The organism is Kitasatospora sp. NPDC057692, from assembly GCF_042799475.1.
Classification (GTDB): domain Bacteria; phylum Actinomycetota; class Actinomycetes; order Streptomycetales; family Streptomycetaceae; genus Kitasatospora.
Genome location: NZ_JBHVIV010000083.1, coordinates 21,907 through 36,808, shown reverse-complemented (window position 1 = coordinate 36,808; position 14,902 = coordinate 21,907). Strand labels below are relative to the sequence as shown.

Annotated in this window: 15 protein-coding genes; all 15 read right to left on the bottom strand. The window is 73.3% G+C overall.

Going from position 1 to position 14,902, the window contains the following annotated elements; all coding sequences use genetic code 11:
- Positions 1 to 129: 129 nt before the first annotated feature.
- The 15 genes from ACFVFS_RS33170 to ACFVFS_RS33100 all read right to left on the bottom strand — a co-directional run bounded on the left by ACFVFS_RS33170 (position 130) and on the right by ACFVFS_RS33100 (position 14,853).
- Positions 130 to 549: an SRPBCC family protein gene (locus tag ACFVFS_RS33170; protein WP_380628572.1), complete on the bottom strand. Its 420-nt coding sequence runs from the start codon at positions 547 to 549 to the stop codon at positions 130 to 132.
- Positions 550 to 612: 63 nt separating this feature from the next.
- Entirely contained in the window at positions 613 to 1,623 is a 1,011-nt protein-coding gene (locus ACFVFS_RS33165; protein ID WP_380628571.1) for an aldo/keto reductase, read from the bottom strand.
- 138 nt (positions 1,624 to 1,761) lie between these two features.
- Positions 1,762 to 2,757 carry a TIGR03571 family LLM class oxidoreductase gene (locus ACFVFS_RS33160; protein ID WP_380628570.1) on the bottom strand — a complete coding sequence of 332 codons (996 nt, stop codon included), beginning with the start codon at positions 2,755 to 2,757 and terminating at the stop codon, positions 1,762 to 1,764.
- Between the two features lie 116 nt (positions 2,758 to 2,873).
- Complete coding sequence (locus ACFVFS_RS33155; protein WP_380628569.1) at positions 2,874 to 3,704, bottom strand: aldo/keto reductase; 831 nt, start codon at positions 3,702 to 3,704, stop codon at positions 2,874 to 2,876.
- A 15-nt stretch (positions 3,705 to 3,719) separates the two neighbouring features.
- On the bottom strand, positions 3,720 to 4,067 hold the full coding sequence (locus tag ACFVFS_RS33150) for a nuclear transport factor 2 family protein (protein WP_380628567.1): 348 nt from the start codon (positions 4,065 to 4,067) through the stop codon (positions 3,720 to 3,722).
- Positions 4,064 to 4,486 (bottom strand): heme-binding protein, encoded by a 423-nt coding sequence (locus ACFVFS_RS33145; protein WP_380628566.1) that lies wholly within the window; start codon positions 4,484 to 4,486, stop codon positions 4,064 to 4,066. Before ACFVFS_RS33145 ends, ACFVFS_RS33150 begins: the two co-directional genes overlap by 4 nt.
- A 49-nt stretch (positions 4,487 to 4,535) precedes the next feature.
- Positions 4,536 to 5,729, bottom strand: coding sequence for an MFS transporter (locus ACFVFS_RS33140; protein ID WP_380628565.1), 1,194 nt, complete (start codon positions 5,727 to 5,729; stop codon positions 4,536 to 4,538).
- Between the two features lie 212 nt (positions 5,730 to 5,941).
- Entirely contained in the window at positions 5,942 to 6,409 is a 468-nt protein-coding gene (locus tag ACFVFS_RS33135) for a MarR family winged helix-turn-helix transcriptional regulator (protein WP_380628564.1), read from the bottom strand.
- A 135-nt stretch (positions 6,410 to 6,544) separates the two neighbouring features.
- On the bottom strand, positions 6,545 to 7,036 hold the full coding sequence (locus tag ACFVFS_RS33130) for a VOC family protein (protein WP_380628563.1): 492 nt from the start codon (positions 7,034 to 7,036) through the stop codon (positions 6,545 to 6,547).
- Between the two features lie 147 nt (positions 7,037 to 7,183).
- The gene (locus ACFVFS_RS33125) at positions 7,184 to 8,344 is read right to left on the bottom strand and encodes an RNA polymerase sigma factor (protein ID WP_380628574.1); all 1,161 of its coding nucleotides are present in this window, start codon (positions 8,342 to 8,344) and stop codon (positions 7,184 to 7,186) included.
- Between the two features lie 23 nt (positions 8,345 to 8,367).
- Positions 8,368 to 8,775 carry a YciI family protein gene (locus ACFVFS_RS33120; RefSeq protein ID WP_380628573.1) on the bottom strand — a complete coding sequence of 136 codons (408 nt, stop codon included), beginning with the start codon at positions 8,773 to 8,775 and terminating at the stop codon, positions 8,368 to 8,370.
- A gap of 123 nt (positions 8,776 to 8,898) precedes the next feature.
- The gene (locus ACFVFS_RS33115; protein ID WP_380628562.1) at positions 8,899 to 10,959 is read right to left on the bottom strand and encodes a discoidin domain-containing protein; all 2,061 of its coding nucleotides are present in this window, start codon (positions 10,957 to 10,959) and stop codon (positions 8,899 to 8,901) included.
- A gap of 183 nt (positions 10,960 to 11,142) precedes the next feature.
- Positions 11,143 to 12,549: an MFS transporter gene (locus ACFVFS_RS33110; RefSeq protein WP_380628561.1), complete on the bottom strand. Its 1,407-nt coding sequence runs from the start codon at positions 12,547 to 12,549 to the stop codon at positions 11,143 to 11,145.
- The gene (locus ACFVFS_RS33105; protein ID WP_380628560.1) at positions 12,546 to 12,980 is read right to left on the bottom strand and encodes a hypothetical protein; all 435 of its coding nucleotides are present in this window, start codon (positions 12,978 to 12,980) and stop codon (positions 12,546 to 12,548) included. Before ACFVFS_RS33105 ends, ACFVFS_RS33110 begins: the two co-directional genes overlap by 4 nt.
- Before the next feature lie 43 nt (positions 12,981 to 13,023).
- Positions 13,024 to 14,853: a glycoside hydrolase family 15 protein gene (locus ACFVFS_RS33100; RefSeq protein WP_380628559.1), complete on the bottom strand. Its 1,830-nt coding sequence runs from the start codon at positions 14,851 to 14,853 to the stop codon at positions 13,024 to 13,026.
- Positions 14,854 to 14,902: the final 49 nt, after the last annotated feature.

Below are 14,902 nucleotides of genomic sequence, written 5' to 3'. Positions count from 1 at the left end.
GGCCACCCGCGCGGCCCCGGTTCCCCCCCGCCCCCCAACCCCCCCGCCCCGCGCCCCCCCCGGGGCCCCGCCCCGCCCCCGGGGGGGCCGGGGCCACGGGGCGGCTGCGGTTCAGCCGGTTCAGCCGGTTCAGCCGGCGAGGGTCTGGTGGAGGGCGTCGAGGCCGTCGGCGTAGATGCCGTGGAAGAGGTCGACGGCCTCCTGCTCGGTGGCGCCCTTGGGGTTGAAGCGGCCGGACCACTGGACCTCGGCGAGGTCGTCGCGGCCGGGGACGGTGTGGACGCGGATGGTGGAGACGTAGCCGTCGACGGGGAAGGGGGCCCGGAGGATGGCGTAGCTGTAGTGGCGCTCGGTCTCGTTGAAGTCGACGAGGCGTTCGACGATGGCCTCGCCGTCGGGGTTCTTGAGGCTGCGGACGCGGCCGCCCTCGGAGGCGGTGCTCTCGGGGATGTAGGGGAGCCAGTCGGGGAGGGCGTCGAAGCCGCCGATGAGGGCCCAGACCTTCTCGGGGGTGGCGGGGACGACGCGGCTGACGGACGTGGAGGCCATGATCGTTTCTCCTGTACTGCGGTGAGTGTGAGGGTGTGGGGGGGTGTGGGGGGCTGGGGGTGCTCAGGCGCCGGTGGGCAGCGGGGCGGCCGGGCTGACCAGGCCGGAGGCCCGCAGGTCGGTCCAGAACGCGGCCGGGACGTCCTCGCCCAGGGCGGCGGTGTCCTCGGTGATGCGGCTCGGCTTGGTCGCGCCGGGGATGACGGCGGCGGACACCGGGTGGGCCAGGGAGAACTGGAGGGCGGCGGCCTTGACGGACACGCCGTGCTCGGCGGTGAGCTCCTTCAGCCTGGCGACCTTGTCGAGGATGGCCTGCGGGGCGGGCTGGTACTCGAAGTGGGTCCCGCCGGCGAGGACGCCGGAGCTGTACGGGCCGCCGACGACCATGTCGACGTCCTGCTCCTGCGCCAGCGGCAGCAGCCGCTGGAGGGCGTGCTCGTGGTCCAGGAGGGTGTAGCGGCCGGCCAGCAGGAAGCCGTCGGGCCGGGGCTCGTCGAGGGCGAGGGTGAGCTCGATGGGCTCGGTCTTGTTGACGCCCAGCCCCCAGGCCTTGATGACGCCCTCCTCGCGCAGGCGGGAGAGCACCCGGAAGGCGCCGGTGCGGGCCTCCTCGAACTTCTGCACCCACAGGTCGCCGTAGAAGTCCTGGGCGATGTCGTGCACCCAGACGATGTCCAGGCGGTCGGTGCCCAGGCGCTTGAGGCTGTCCTCGATGGAGTGCTCGGTGGCCTCGGCCGTCCACGAGTGGAGGACCTTGTTGCGGTTGCCGTGCTCGAAGATGCCGCCCTTCTCGCCGAGGTCCCGGGCGCCTTCCTCCAGTTCGTCCAGGATGACCCGGCCGACCTTGGTGGAGAGCACGTACGCGTCGCGCGGCTTGCCGGCCAGGACCTCGCCGAGCCGGGTCTCCGCCAGGCCCGCGCCGTACATCGGGGCGGTGTCGAAGTAGCGGACGCCGCGGTCCCAGGCGGTCTCGACGGTGGCGGCGGCCTCCACGTCGGGGATCGCACGGAACATGTTGCCGAGCGGGGCGGTGCCGAAGCCGAGCCTGCCGGGAAGGATTTCGGTAAGGGACATGACAGTACCTTTGCGAACGGTGTCCCGCTGCCGGGGGAGTGGGGCGCTCCCGGCTCGGGAGGGGGTGAGGGAGGGGTGTGGAACCCCGCTTAGGTGCGGCAGCTCCTTATGTGCACCAACAATAGTTGCATGCGCGGGCTAATGCAAGGCCTCGGGCGTGGGGAAGTGCGGCAGCACGTGCTCGGCGAGCTCCTGCAGCAGCTCCTCGACCGGCCGGTCGTTGGGCCGCAGGTTGAACGAGACGTGGGCGACGCCGAGCCCGGCCATCGTCTTGAGGTGCTCCACCAGGGCGTTGCGGCCGGTGCTCAGACCCAGCCGGATGGGGCTCGCCGGGGCGTCGGGGTCCTCCTGGAGGGTGAGCACCATGGGCGTCAGGTACGGCTTGGCGCCCTCGGTCCGCTCCCGCCACTCCCGCGCCTTGATCCGCAGCGCGCCCAGTTCGCGCGGGTAGTTCAGCGAGGCGTCGACGTTCTCGGCGATCCACTCGGGGCTCTGCTGCGCGCCGCCGGCGACGGCGATCGGGATCCCCGTCGGGTGCACCGGCCGCGGCAGCACCTCCAGCTGCCGGTCCGCGCCGAGGCCGACCCCGGGCAGCTCCAGCGGTCCGCCGCGCCAGGCGGCGCGCAGGGTCGCGACGCCCTCGCGGAAGGCCGTGCCGCGGGACTGGAAGTCGCGGCGGAACAGCGGGTACTCCACCGGGCGGTCGCCGCTGGCCAGGCCGAGCAGCATGCGTCCGCCGGACAACGCGTCGACGGTGGCGGCGGCCTTGGCGACCAGCAGCGGCTCGCGCAGCGGTAGCACGATCGCCCCGGTACCGAGGACGGCGTTCTCGGTGACGGCGGCGAGGTGGCCGAGGTGGGTGAAGGTCTCGAAGACGCTGCCGGCGTCGCCGAACTGGAGCGGGTCGTAGAGCGGGACGTCGCGCAGCCACAGGGCGGCGAAGCCGAGCCGGTCGGCCAGCCGGGCGCGCTCGGTGTGCGCCGCGAGGTCGGGGACGCCGAACGGCCGGCCGGCCGCGCGGTCGGCGCGCCCGCGTTCGGGGCCCCAGTCGTTGTCGAGGGGCAGTTCGAGGCCGAGGGTCAGCCGTCCGTCGCCGGGGGCGATGCGGGCGAGGGCGGGGTGGGCGGAGGCCATGGCGGATCCTTCCGGGGCCGGGCGGGCGGGTGCGGGGGAGCGGGCGGGGCGGGAACGGGCGGCGCCCCCGCCCCGCTCCGGATGTCGGCCGGAGCGGAGCGGGGGCGCCGGGAGGATCAGTTGAACTGGTCCGGGTGCGGGCCGGTGCGCAGGCCGCGGTCGGTGCCGGCGATCGCGTCCATGTCCGCGCCGGTCAGCTCGAAGTCGAAGACGTCGAGGTTCTGGCGGATCCGGGCCGGGGTGACCGACTTGGGGATCACGATGTTGCCCAGCTGCAGGTGCCAGCGCAGCACGACCTGGGCGGGCGACTTGCCGGTGCGCTCGGCGATCGCGGTGATCGCCGGGTCGTCCAGGACGGCGCCCTGGGCGAGCGGGCTCCAGGCCTCGGTGGCGATGCCGTGCTGGGCGTGGAAGGCGCGCAGCTCGGCCTGCTGCAGGCCGGGGTGCAGCTCGACCTGGTTGACGGCCGGGACGAGCTCGCTGTTGTCCAGCAGACGCTGGAGGTGGGCGGGCTGGAAGTTGGAGACGCCGGCGGCGCGGATCCGGCCCTCGGCGGCGAGGCGCTCGATGGCGCGCCAGGAGTCGAGGTAGCGGTCCCGGGCCGGGGTCGGCCAGTGGATCAGGTAGAGGTCGACGGTCTCCAGGCCCAGCTTGGCGAGGCTGGCGTCGAAGGCGCGCAGGGTCTCGTCGTAGCCCTGGTCGGCGTTCCACAGCTTGGTGGTGATGAACAGGTCCTCGCGCGGCACGCCGCCCTCGGCCAGGGCCCGGCCGACGCCGGCCTCGTTGCCGTAGATCGCGGCGGTGTCGATGCTGCGGTAGCCGGCCTCCAGGGCGGAGGCGACGGCGGCGGTGGTCCGGTCGTCGGGGACCTGGAAGACGCCGAAGCCGAGCTGGGGGATCTCGACGCCGTTGTTGAGCTTCACGGTGGGGACGGTGGGGGCGTTCATGGTGGTACCGGTCTTTCAGTCGGTGCGGTTGCTGAGGGTGTAGCGGACGGTCTGGGCACTGATGAGGCCGTCGCGGAAGACGAAGGTGTCGGTGCCGTCGGCGACCCGGTGGGTGCCGGTGGCGGCCGTCCAGCGGAGGAAGAGGATCCCGTCGGCGAACTGCGGGGTCAGCTGCCACTCGGCCTCCGGCAGGTCGGCCAGCAGTCGGCCGATCACCCGCCGGACCCCGTCGTGGCCCCGGAACTCCCCGTCGGGGGTGATCAGGACGGCGTCCTCGGTGTAGTTCCCCGCGATGTGGTCGAGGTCCCCGGTGCCCAGGCGTGCGCCGTGGTCGGCGAAGACCTCGCGAGGGGTGCGGCTCATCGGGCCAGCTCCTGGAGGGCGGCGGTGGCGAAGGAGTGGTCCTGCTCCGGGGCGCCGCCGCCGAGGCCGATGGCGCCGACGAGGCGGCCGTCGCGGTGGACCGGGATGCCGCCGGCGATGAACAGCAGCGGCCGGTCGAGCGCGGTCGGCAGCGAGTGGAACGGCCCGTCGGGCTTGACCAGGTCGACCAGGTCGGCGGTCGGGGCGTTCAGCTGGAGCGCGGTGTAGGCCTTGCGGGTGCTGGTCTCGCCGGAGATCAGGACGGCCCGGTCGTCGCGGCGGAAGGCGAGCAGGTGGCCCCCGGCGTCGAGGACGGTGACGCTGACCGGGACCCCGGCCGCCTCGGCGGCGGCGCGGGCGGCCGTGATCAGGGTCTCGGCGTCGGCGGTGGTCAGCGGGGTCACGGCGGTGGTGCTCATGGGGGTGGTTCTCCTGGGGTGAGGGGGAGCCGGGTGGGGGGAGGGGTGGTCAGTGGTGGACCGGGACGGGGGCGGCGACGGTGTCGGCCGCGGTCGCGGGGGTGCGGCGCTCCAGCGCGGCGGACCAGAAGGCGAGGCCGAGGGCCGCGGCGGCGAGGACGGCACCGACCCAGTTCGGGGCGGTGTAGCCGAGGCCGGCCGCGATCACCATGCCGCCGAGCCAGGCGGAGAGCGCGTTGCCGAGGTTGAAGGCACCGATGTTCACGGCGGAGGCCAGGGTGGGCGCGCCGTGCGCCTGGTCGAGCACCCGCTTCTGCAGCGGCGGGACGGTGGCGAAGCCGAGCGCCCCGACGAGCATGATGGTGATCGCGGCGAGCACCTTGTTGTGCGCGGTGAGGGTGAACAGCGCCAGGACGACGGCGAGGCCGCCCAGGGTGGTGTAGAGCATCGGCATCAGCTTGCGGTCGGCGTACTTGCCGCCGAGCAGGTTGCCGAGGAACATGCCGATGCCGAAGAGGACCAGCAGCCAGGTGACCGCGCCGTCCGAGTAGCCTGCCACGTGGGTCATCATCGGGGCGATGTAGGTGATCGCGGCGAAGACACCACCGAAACCGAGCACGGTCATCGCCATCGCGAGCAGGACCTGCGGATTGCGGAAGGCGGTCAGCTCGCGGCGCAGGTGGGCGCCCTCGGGCCGGGGCATGGCGGGCACGAGCTTGGCGATGCCGAGCAGGCCGACGATGCCGAGCGCGGCGACACCGGCGAAGGTGATGCGCCAGCCGACGGCCTGCCCGATGTAGGTGCCGAGCGGCACGCCGACGATGTTGGCGATGGTGAGGCCGGTGAACATGGTGGCGATGGCGCCGGCCTTCTTGTCCGGGGCGACCAGGTCGGCGGCGACGACGGAGCCGATGCCGAAGAACGCGCCGTGGGCGAGCGAGGCGACCACGCGGCCGGTGAGCATCAGGCCGAACGAGGGGGCGAGGGCCGAGACCAGGTTGCCGAGCACGAACAGGCCCATCAGCAGCATGAGCATCCGCTTGCGGCTGATCCTGGTGCCGAGCACGGTCAGCAGCGGTGCGCCGAGGACCACGCCGAGCGCGTAGCCGGTGACCAGCAGGCCTGCGGTGGGGATGGAGACGCCGTAGTCGGCGGCGATCTCGGGCAGCAGGCCCATGATCACGAATTCGGTGGTGCCGATGCCGAAAGCGCCGACGGCCAGAGCGAGCAGTGCGAGAGGCATTGGGCTCGACCCTTCTGTGATTGCTTGAGTGAGCTCCTTGCGTGTCTTCACAATAGTTGCATGCGCGCTATAAGTGCAAGCGCGGGCTGTGGTCGTTCTCTGGATGTCGGCGGTCACATGGTGTGGTCGGGGTGGCGTGGGTGTGGCCGGACATGCAAGAACCGGCCCCAGCGAGGTGCTGGGGCCGGTTCGAGGCGGCGTGCCGGCTGGCGCTAGCCGACGCGCGCCGGGGTCTCCACGGCTTCGACGGCCTCGACCAGCGAGGCCAGCTCGGGATTGCGCGCGGCTTCGTCGAGCGCCTCCCGGAGCGCGGCGTCGTTGGTCGGCCGGGCCTCCTCCAGCAGCTTCAGCCCCTCCTCGCTGACATTGGTGTAGATGCCGCGGCGGTCGGTGGGGCACAGGTAGCGGGCCAGCAGGCCGCGGTCCTCCAGGCGGGTCACCAGGCGGGTCGTCGCGCTCTGGCTGAGCACGACCGCGTCGGCGACCTGCTTCATCTGGAGGTGGCCGCCCTCGCCGTCGTGCTGTCGGCTGAGAACGTCGAGCAGCGAGTACTCCCGTACGCTCAGGTCGTGGCGGGACTGCAGGGCGCGCTCGATGTGCGACTCGATCCTGCCGTGCAGGAGGGAAAGCGCACCCCAGCCGCTGGCCAGGGCGGTGAGCGCGGGGTCCGTGGCGGTCATGAGGCCGGTCTCCTTCCGAATGTGGCTGTACCCAAGGGTAAGCCATGAAGGTGAATACCGGCTAGGGCCGATAAGCAGCTAGTGCAAGTATCTCGCCCCTCGCTCCCTCGCTCCCTCGCTCCCTCGCTCCCTCGCTCAGCTCGCGAAGCCGCCCTCCGGCTGGATGATCTCCAGGTTGGTGCCGTCGGGGTCGTTGAAGTAGGCGACCTTGGTGCCCAGGGCCGCCTCCGGGGTCACCTCGCCCGCGATGAAGGTGTAGTCGGCGCCGAGGAAGTCGTACCCGGCCTCCTTCATCCGCCGGTACACCGCGTCGAAGTCGTCGACCCGCAGACACAGGTGCATGGAGCCCGGGCGGTTCGCCACCCCGTTGGTCCGCTGGCCGACCGGCTCCTGGAACTGGATGAGGTCGATGCCGAGGCTGTTGTCCAGGTTGATCGTGGCGTACCGCAGCTTCGCCACGGGCAGCCCCTGCGACCGGCCGAACGGCACGCTGTGCATCGTTCCCTCGGCGACCGGCTCCCGGCCGGTGAGGGCCGTGTAGAAGGCGATCGACACGTCCAGGTCGGAGACCGAGATGCCGACGTGGGCGGCGCGGGTGAGGTTGACCGGGGTGCTGGAAACGGTCACGGGAGCAGTCCCTTCGTCCGGTGGCCCTCCTCCTTCGGGGCAGCGCCGGCCGGCACGGGCGGGCCGGCCCCCGGAGAGCCGTCCGCGGTCAATTCTTCCGGGGACCGGGGCGGCCGCAACTCGCCGGCGGCGGGCCGGCGCGGACCGTCACCCCTCCCGCCGGTCCGCCCCGAGCGCGGTGTTGATCCGGGCGGCCCGGCGCGTCAGGTGGTCCCGCTCGGCGAGGTTGGGCGCCTCGCGGGCCGCCTCGGCGTACAGCCGCGCCGCCGTCGCCAGGTCGCCGTCCCGCTCGCGCAGGTGGGCCTCCGCCGCCGTCCGGCGCGGCAGTCCGGGCTCGACCGCCGCGAGCGCCGCCAGCCCGGCGCGCGGTCCGTCCGCCTCGCCGACCGCCACCGCGCGGTTGAGCCGCACCACGGGGCTGCCGGTGAGCCGAAGCAGCTCGTCGTACCACTCGACGATCTGCACCCAGTCCGTCTCCTCCGCCGTCCGCGCGTCGGCGTGCAGGGCCGCGACGGCCGCCTGCGCCTGGAACTCGCCCAGCCGGTCGCGGGCGAGCGCCGCCCGGAGGATCGCCACGCCCTCGGTGATCGCCTGCGCGTCCCAGCGGGAGCGGTCCTGCTCGGCGAGCGGCACCAGGCCGCCGTCCGGCGCGGTCCGGGCGGCCCGCCGGGCGTGGTGGAGCAGCATCAGCGCGAGCAGCCCGGCCACCTCGGGGTGGTCGACCCGGGCCGCCAGCTGCCGGGTCAGCCGGATCGCCTCGGCGGCGAGGTCGACATCGCCCGAGTAGCCCTCGTTGAACACCAGGTAGAGCACCCGCAGCACGGTCGCGACGTCGCCCGGCCGGTCGAAGCGCACGCCGGAGACCGTGCGCTTGGCCCGGCTGATCCGCTGCGCCATGGTCGCCTCGGGCACCAGGTAGGCCCGGGCGATCTGGCGGGTGGTGAGCCCGCCGACGGCGCGCAGGGTCAGCGCGACCGCCGAGGCCGGTGTCAGCGAGGGGTGGGCGCACAGGAAGTAGAGCCGCAGCGTGTCGTCGAGCGCGGGGGCCGGCCCGGGGGCCGGCTCCTCCTCGACCCGGTCCTCGCGGCGGCGCCGGGCGGAGTCCGCTCGGGCCGCGTCGAGGAACTTGCGCCACGCCACGGTGACCAGCCAGCCCTTCGGGTCGGCCGGAGGCCCCGCGGGCCAGACCCGCAGGGCCTCCACCAGGGCGTCCTGGACGGCGTCCTCGGCCGCCGCGAAGTCGGCTCCGCGGCGGACGAGGACGGCGAGCACACCCGGGGTGAGGCCGCGGAGCAGGGCCTCGTCCACGGGATCCCCGTCCACGGGACCGGTCACTCCGTGACGGTCGGCGCGGAGCCGTAGAACGGGCGCAGCTCCAGCCACTCGTGGATCGGCCGCCCGCCCGCCCCCGGAGCGGCGGACAGCTCGCCGGCCAGCTCGACGGCGCGCTCGTAGCCGTCGACGTCGATCACCATCCAGCCGGCGATGAGGTCCTTGGTCTCCGCGAACGGGCCGTCGGTGACCGGCGGCCGGCCTTCGCCGTCGTACCGGACCCACGCCCCCTCGGGGGCGAGGGCCTGGCCGTCGACGTACTCGCCGCTCTTCTCCAGCCGGGTCGCGAAGTCCCGCATGTACTGCATGTGCGCCTCGATCTCCTCGGGCGTCCACTGGTCCATGGGCACGTTGTTGACCGGGTCGGGAGCGCCGCGGTAGTGCTTCAGCAGCAGGTACTTGGCCATGGTGACCCTCTCCTCGGAGTTCGTGCGGCCCATTGTGGCCGCCTTCGCCCCTGGGACGGAGCCGCCCACGGCTTCTCGACATCACCGCGCGGATTTTCTCCGGCGGATTCCACCGGCCCGCCGTCAGCCGCGGTAGACGCCCGCCTCGAACAGCGAGTACCCCCACGAGGTGCCGCGCTGCTCGCCGTGGATCCGCACGGACCGGGCCGGTACGGCGGGGAAGCGCGCGGTGTCCAGGCCGCCGTCGCCGGAGGCGGTGGACCACACCGTCCGCCAGGTCGCCCCGTCGGTGGACACCTCGATCCGGTAGGCCCGGGCGAAGGCCCGCTCCCAGTCCAGGGTGACCCTGCCGACCAGGGTGGTGGCGGGCAGGTCGATCCGCAACCACTGGTCGTCGCTCCAGTCGCTGGCCCAGCGGCTGGAGCCGTTGCCGTCCACGGCCCGGGCGGCCCCGAAGTCGGTGAACGGGTTCCACTCGGCCGAGCTCGCCGCGGCGGTGGCGCCCGCGGCGAGGTTCACCTCGGACCGGTGCCGCTCGGAGGCGCCCCAGGTGGTGAGGTACGACTCCGCGCCGCGGAACAGGTCGTCGACCACGTCCTGCCCGCCGACCTGCCGGATGTCCTCCACCCAGTCCGGCACCAAGCCGTAGTGCGCCGCGCCGTCGGTGTTGACGTCCCAGGTGCGGCTGCCGGCGGTGGCGCGCTCGACCACGGAGCCGCCGTCGGCGGTGCGGAACGGGTAGCGCACCGGGTTCGCCGTGTCGGCCCCGCGCGGACCTGGCCAGCCGCCCACGCCGTTCATGTCGGTCCCGTAGCCGTAGCCGACCCCGTACTTGTCGCGCAGCGCGTCGGTGCGCTTGGCCTCCGCGCTGAACGCCTCCGCGCCGTTCATGTACTGGGCGACGAAGCCGCCGAGCTTGTAGACGCGCTCGGTCCAGCCGAGGTCCATCCAGCTGTGCGAGGAGAGGGCGCCCGGGTAGGACACCGACTCCAGCACGTCCAGGGCGCGCCCGGCCGCCTTGACGCTCATGTGGTCGAGCTCCAGCATCATGCCGCGCCGCATCATCCCGCGCAGGGCGTACTCGCCCAGCTCGGTCAGCCCGCGGGTGTTGCACTGCGCGCCGGCCGCGTACGCGGGCAGCGCCACCCCCGGGGGAAGCTGGCTCTGCACGGAGGCCGGCGCGGGCGCCAGGCCGATCGGGTTGTCGTGCTGCGGGCCGGTGCACTGCTCGGTCTGCCAGAAGGTGCCGGTCGACAGGAACTGGCCGGTGTTGATCGCCGCGCCCAGCGCGCCCTCGTCGAACCGCACCCCGCACAGCGCGTTGTCGAACTTGTGGCAGAGGAACATGCTGCGCACGCCGAGCCCGTACAGCTCGTCGAGGCCGCGGTCGATGTCCGCCTGGCCGCACTGGGCGACGTCCAGCACCTGCTTGCAGCCGAACGGCTCCGAGGTCTCCACCCCGAGCACGACGGCCAGCTTGCCCTGGCGGACGACCTCGCGGGCCTGCGCGCTGCTGGTGACGATCCGGAACCAGCCCTTGCCCGCACCGCCGTACATCCGGTCGACGAAGGCCTGCATCTCGTAGCTCTTCTGCGCCTGGAGGCGGATCGAGGTCATCTCGTCGCAGCTGCGGTCCTTGAAGAAGTAGACCGAGCAGATGACCCCGTTGGTCACCAGGTCGTTGACGAGCACCCGCTGGCCGCCGCGCCAGGCGCGCTCCACCCAGGCGTAGTAGTTCTGCTGGTGGGTCAGCGAGTCGTGGGCCGGCCAGTCGGCGAAGGTCGGCCAGCCGACCGGGTCGTGCTTGCCGTCGCCGCCCTTGGTGATCATGTCGAAGACGGCGAGCGAGCCGTCGGGGTAGTGCTCCGGACAGTCCTTCAGGGCGTCGGCGACGCCTTCCTCGGAGAAGGCCTTGCCGCAGATCAGACGGCCGCCGAAGGCCTCGTTGGCCATGATGTGGTCGTGCGCGTCGACGAAGCCGCGGACCCGGCCCTGGGCGTCGGTGCCGGTGAACGGCTCGCCGGTGACGCCGATCGCGGCGTCGGGCGCGGGCCGGGCGACCGGGTCCCACCAGTTCGCCCCACCCGCCCCCTGGGCAGGGGCGGCGAGAGCGCCCGCGACCAGGGCGAGTAACGCGGCGAGCAGGGTGGCGAATCGAAGGCGTACGTGGCGGACTCGGCTCATGGGTACCCCGGGCTTCCGGACGGACGGACGACGCGTGGCCGGCGCCCGCCCGCGGCACGGCCCCGCACCCGGTCCGGCCGCCAGGTCCCGCGTACTCGGTGTGACGAGAATCTCCAGTGTTGGACATTCCGTCAATAGCGTGGGCAGAACCCGCCGTTCCGCGGAGCCCGGTGGCGGCCCCGCTCACCGCCGGGCGTCGGCGCCCCGCGCGTCCGGCGGCCGGTCGTGCGGCAGGAGCAGCGCCGCGCCGAGGCCGACCAGCCCGAGGGCGCCCAGGGCGGCCATCGCCGCCGCGTAGCCGTTGCGGGTGAGCTCGGAGATCAGGATGGTCCCGGCGACGGCGGTGCCCAGCGAGGAGCCGAGGTTGGAGATGCTGCGGGACAGGCCGGAGATCTCGCCCTGGCGGCTGTCGGGGAACGCGGACTGCACCACGTTGACCGACGGGGTGAGCATCAGGCCGAGGCCGAGGCCGATCAGCAGCAGGCCGGGGGTGAACGGCCAGGCGCCGTCGAAGGAGCGCACCAGCAGGAGCAGCACGAGGATGCCGGCGGTGGTGACGGCGAAGCCGGTGACGATCAGGGTGCGCTGGGCGCGCCGCTTCGCCAGCCGTTCGGCGGCGAGCGAGGAGGCCAGCAGGCCCAGGGTGGCGGCGGTGAAGACGCCGCCGGTGGCGATCGCGCTGTAGCCGCGGACCACCTGGAGGTAGGCGCCGACGGTGAACGAGACGCCCATCAGCACGAGCCACTGGGCGTTCTGGGTGACCAGGCCCAGGTTGGAGGTGCGGTTGTGGAACAGGCTGGTGGCCAGCAGCGGTTCGCGGCCCGCGCGCTCCAGCCGGCGGATCCAGCGGAAGAAGGCGGCCAGCACGGCGGCTCCGGCGGCCAGCAGGGCGATCATCAGCCAGGTGTTGTTGTCCGCGGCGAGGATGCCGGTGACCAGCAGGACCAGGCCGGCGGCGGACAGCACCGCGCCGACGGTGTCGAACGGCCGGTCGGGGTCGGCCGGCAGCGGGTCCTCCAGGGTGCGGGTGAGGAAGAGGATCACGGCCACCACCACGGCCTGGAAGCCGAAGTTGGCGCGCCAGTCGATCGCCGTGGTGAGCAGACCGCCGATCAGCGGTCCGGCGGCCGCCCCGACGCCGCCCAGCGCCATGATGGTGCCGAAGGCCCGGGCCCGGGCGGCGGTCCCGGTGAACAGCAGGGTGGTGAGGATGTAGACCGGCGGGATCAGCAGTGCGGTGCCGACGCCCTCCAGGATCGAGTTGCCGAGGATCAGCACGCCGAGGCCGGGGGCGGCCGCGCTGAGCAGGGCGCCGGCGCCGTAGACGGCTAGGCCCAGCATCAGGCAGCGCTTGCGGCCCCAGCGGTCGGTGAGCTTGCCGCCGGGGATCATCAGGGCGGCCATCACCAGTAGGAAGACGGTGATCGCCACCTGGACGCCCTGGACGCTGGTGTCGAGGTCCGCGCTGATGTCGTTGATCATCACGTTCATGCTGGAGCCGGCGAAGCTGCAGATGAACTGGGCGAGGGCGAGCGGGGTGAGGACCCGCCGCCCGGCCGGGGCGGGGCGGGCGGCCGTGCTGGTGGTCATTCCCGGCTCCGTTCGTCGGGACGCCGGCCGGGCCGTCCGGTGGTGCGCTCGTCGGGCGCGGTGAGCACCGCGTAGAGCGCGGCCACGTCGATCGCGATGATCATCAGTGACCAGGCGGGGTAGCTCGCCACGAAGACGAACTGCACGAAGACGTTGGCGCACAGCACCGTCACCGGGAACCAGCGGCTGGGGAGGTCGCCGGTGAGCAGCGTGATGCCGGCCAGGCCCTGGGCCACGGCCAGCGCCAGCACCGCCCAGCCCAGGCTGTGCAGGTCGCCGAAGACGTAGCGGTCGGTGCCGGTGACCACGGGTGAGTCGATCAGCGCCGCCATCGCGTCCCACCCGTTGAACAGGGCGAGCAGGATCAGCGCGACGCCCGCGAACGGCAGCAGGTTCCGGCGTGGCCGCGCCGGGTGGGCGGGTGAGGCCATGACCGGGCTCCTTCCGTGCTCTCGGCCTGGGCCGGGTACGGCATCAGGCGGTGCCCCGGCGGTCGAGTTCCTCGTCGAGGGCGAGGGCAGCGTCGATCAGCGCGAGGTGCGTGAACGCCTGCGGGAAGTTGCCCAACTGCTCCCCGGAGGGCCCGATCTCCTCGGCGAACAGGCCGACGTGGTTGGCGTAGGTGAGCATCTTGTCGAAGGCGTAGCGGGCCTGGTCGACCCGGCCGGCCCGGGCCAGGGCCTCGACGTAGAGGAAGGAGCAGAGGTTGAAGGTGCCCTCGGTGCCGCTCAGTCCGTCGGGGGAGGCGGCCGGGTCGTAGCGGTAGACCAGGCTGTCGCAGACCAGTTCCCGGTCCATCGCGTCCAGGGTGGACAGCCAGTCCGGGTCGGTGGGGGAGAGGAACCCGACCTTGGGCATCAGCAGCAGCGAGGCGTCCAGGACCTCGGTGTCGTAGTGCTGGACGAAGGCCTTGCGCTTCGGGCTCCAGCCGCGCTGCACGACCTGGCGCAGGACGTCGTCGCGCACCGAGCACCAGCGGTCGAGGTCCGCGGGGCGGGCGTGGGCACGGGCCAGCCGGACGGCGCGGTCGAAGGCGACCCAGCACATCACCCGGCTGTAGGTGAAGTCCTGGCGCCCGCCGCGGGTCTCCCAGACGCCTTCGTCGGCGCGGTCCCAGTGCTCGGCCAGCCAGTCCACCAGGCGCCGGAAGGCGTCCCAGCCGCGCAGCGCGCCCATGTCGCCGCCGGCCGCGAAGGCGAAGGCGGCCTCGCCGTAGATGTCGAGCTGGAGCTGGTCGGCGGCGGCGTTGCCGGCCCGCACCGGGGACGAGCCGCGGTAGCCCTCCCAGTGGTCGAGCGTCTCCTCGCTCAGGTGGGGGTCGCCGTCGACCCGGTACATGATCTGCAGGCGTTCGCCCGTGGCGCCGGCGCCGGCCTCGACCCGGTCGCGCACCCAGCGGCGGAAGGCCACCGCCTCGTCGTGGAAGCCGAGGCCGATCAGGGTGCGCACGGAGAGCGAGGCGTCCCGGATCCAGGTGTAGCGGTAGTCCCAGTTCCGCTCGCCGCCGACCTGCTCCGGCAGGCCCATGGTGGCGGCGGCGATCAGTGCGCCGCTCGGCCGGTAGCTGAGCAGTTTCAGGGTGATCGCCGAGCGGTCCACGATCTGCCGCCAACGCCCCTGGTACCGGGACGACCTGAGCCAGCCGTACCAGAACGCGCGGCAGGCGTCGAAGGCGGCGAGGCCCTCCTCGTCCCGGGGCGGGGCGGGCAGTGCGGTGCCCGGCGGCCGGGTGGTCAGCACGACGGTGGCCATCTGGCCCGCGTCCAGGGTGAAGCGGGCGGTCACGTCGGTTCCGTCCGCCCGCAGCCCGACCGGGTCGGAGGCCTGGAGGCACAGCTCCTGTTCGGCCCCCGCCAGGACGGCGGTGCGCTCGTCCGGCAGGGTGAGCCGGTGGGGGGCGCGGCCGTAGTCGAAGCGGGGGCGGCACTCCAGGACGAACGGCACCCGGCCGCGCACCACCCGCGCCGCCCGGATGATCCGGTGCTGGTCGCTCGGGGACGGCGAGGTGTCCGGGGGCATGAAGTCGATCACCTCGGCGACGCCCTGCGGCGCCAGGAAGCGGGTGACCAGGATGGCCGTGTCGGCGAGGTAGAGCTGCTTCACCTGGGCGTCCGGGACGGCCTCCCGGTCGACGGCGAGCCGGCAGCGGCCGCCCTTGCCGTGGTCCAGCAGGGCGGCGAAGAGGCTGGGGGAGTCGAACCGGGGGGTGCACCACCAGTCGATGTCGCCCTCGGTGGAGACCAGCGCGGCGGTCTGCAGATCGCCGATGACGCCGTGCTCGGCGATCGGGGGGTAGGGGCTCATGGTGGGGGGCTCCCTCGGCGGACGGCGGGAACTGCCTGCGCCGCCACCG

What these genes read in the sequence shown, in the direction of transcription:
- ACFVFS_RS33165 (WP_380628571.1), bottom strand. Translation starts at nt 1,623, where the DNA reads ATGTCCCTTACCGAAATCCTTCCCGGCAGGCTCGGCTTCGGCACCGCC.
- ACFVFS_RS33105 (WP_380628560.1), bottom strand. Translation starts at nt 12,980, where the DNA reads ATGGCCTCACCCGCCCACCCGGCGCGGCCACGCCGGAACCTGCTGCCG.
- ACFVFS_RS33110 (WP_380628561.1), bottom strand. Translation starts at nt 12,549, where the DNA reads ATGACCACCAGCACGGCCGCCCGCCCCGCCCCGGCCGGGCGGCGGGTC.
- ACFVFS_RS33160 (WP_380628570.1), bottom strand. Translation starts at nt 2,757, where the DNA reads ATGGCCTCCGCCCACCCCGCCCTCGCCCGCATCGCCCCCGGCGACGGA.
- ACFVFS_RS33100 (WP_380628559.1), bottom strand. Translation starts at nt 14,853, where the DNA reads ATGAGCCCCTACCCCCCGATCGCCGAGCACGGCGTCATCGGCGATCTG.
- ACFVFS_RS33120 (WP_380628573.1), bottom strand. Translation starts at nt 8,775, where the DNA reads ATGGCCAAGTACCTGCTGCTGAAGCACTACCGCGGCGCTCCCGACCCG.
- ACFVFS_RS33170 (WP_380628572.1), bottom strand. Translation starts at nt 549, where the DNA reads ATGGCCTCCACGTCCGTCAGCCGCGTCGTCCCCGCCACCCCCGAGAAG.
- ACFVFS_RS33145 (WP_380628566.1), bottom strand. Translation starts at nt 4,486, where the DNA reads ATGAGCACCACCGCCGTGACCCCGCTGACCACCGCCGACGCCGAGACC.
- ACFVFS_RS33155 (WP_380628569.1), bottom strand. Translation starts at nt 3,704, where the DNA reads ATGAACGCCCCCACCGTCCCCACCGTGAAGCTCAACAACGGCGTCGAG.
- ACFVFS_RS33115 (WP_380628562.1), bottom strand. Translation starts at nt 10,959, where the DNA reads ATGAGCCGAGTCCGCCACGTACGCCTTCGATTCGCCACCCTGCTCGCC.
- ACFVFS_RS33135 (WP_380628564.1), bottom strand. Translation starts at nt 6,409, where the DNA reads ATGACCGCCACGGACCCCGCGCTCACCGCCCTGGCCAGCGGCTGGGGT.
- ACFVFS_RS33150 (WP_380628567.1), bottom strand. Translation starts at nt 4,067, where the DNA reads ATGAGCCGCACCCCTCGCGAGGTCTTCGCCGACCACGGCGCACGCCTG.
- ACFVFS_RS33140 (WP_380628565.1), bottom strand. Translation starts at nt 5,729, where the DNA reads ATGCCTCTCGCACTGCTCGCTCTGGCCGTCGGCGCTTTCGGCATCGGC.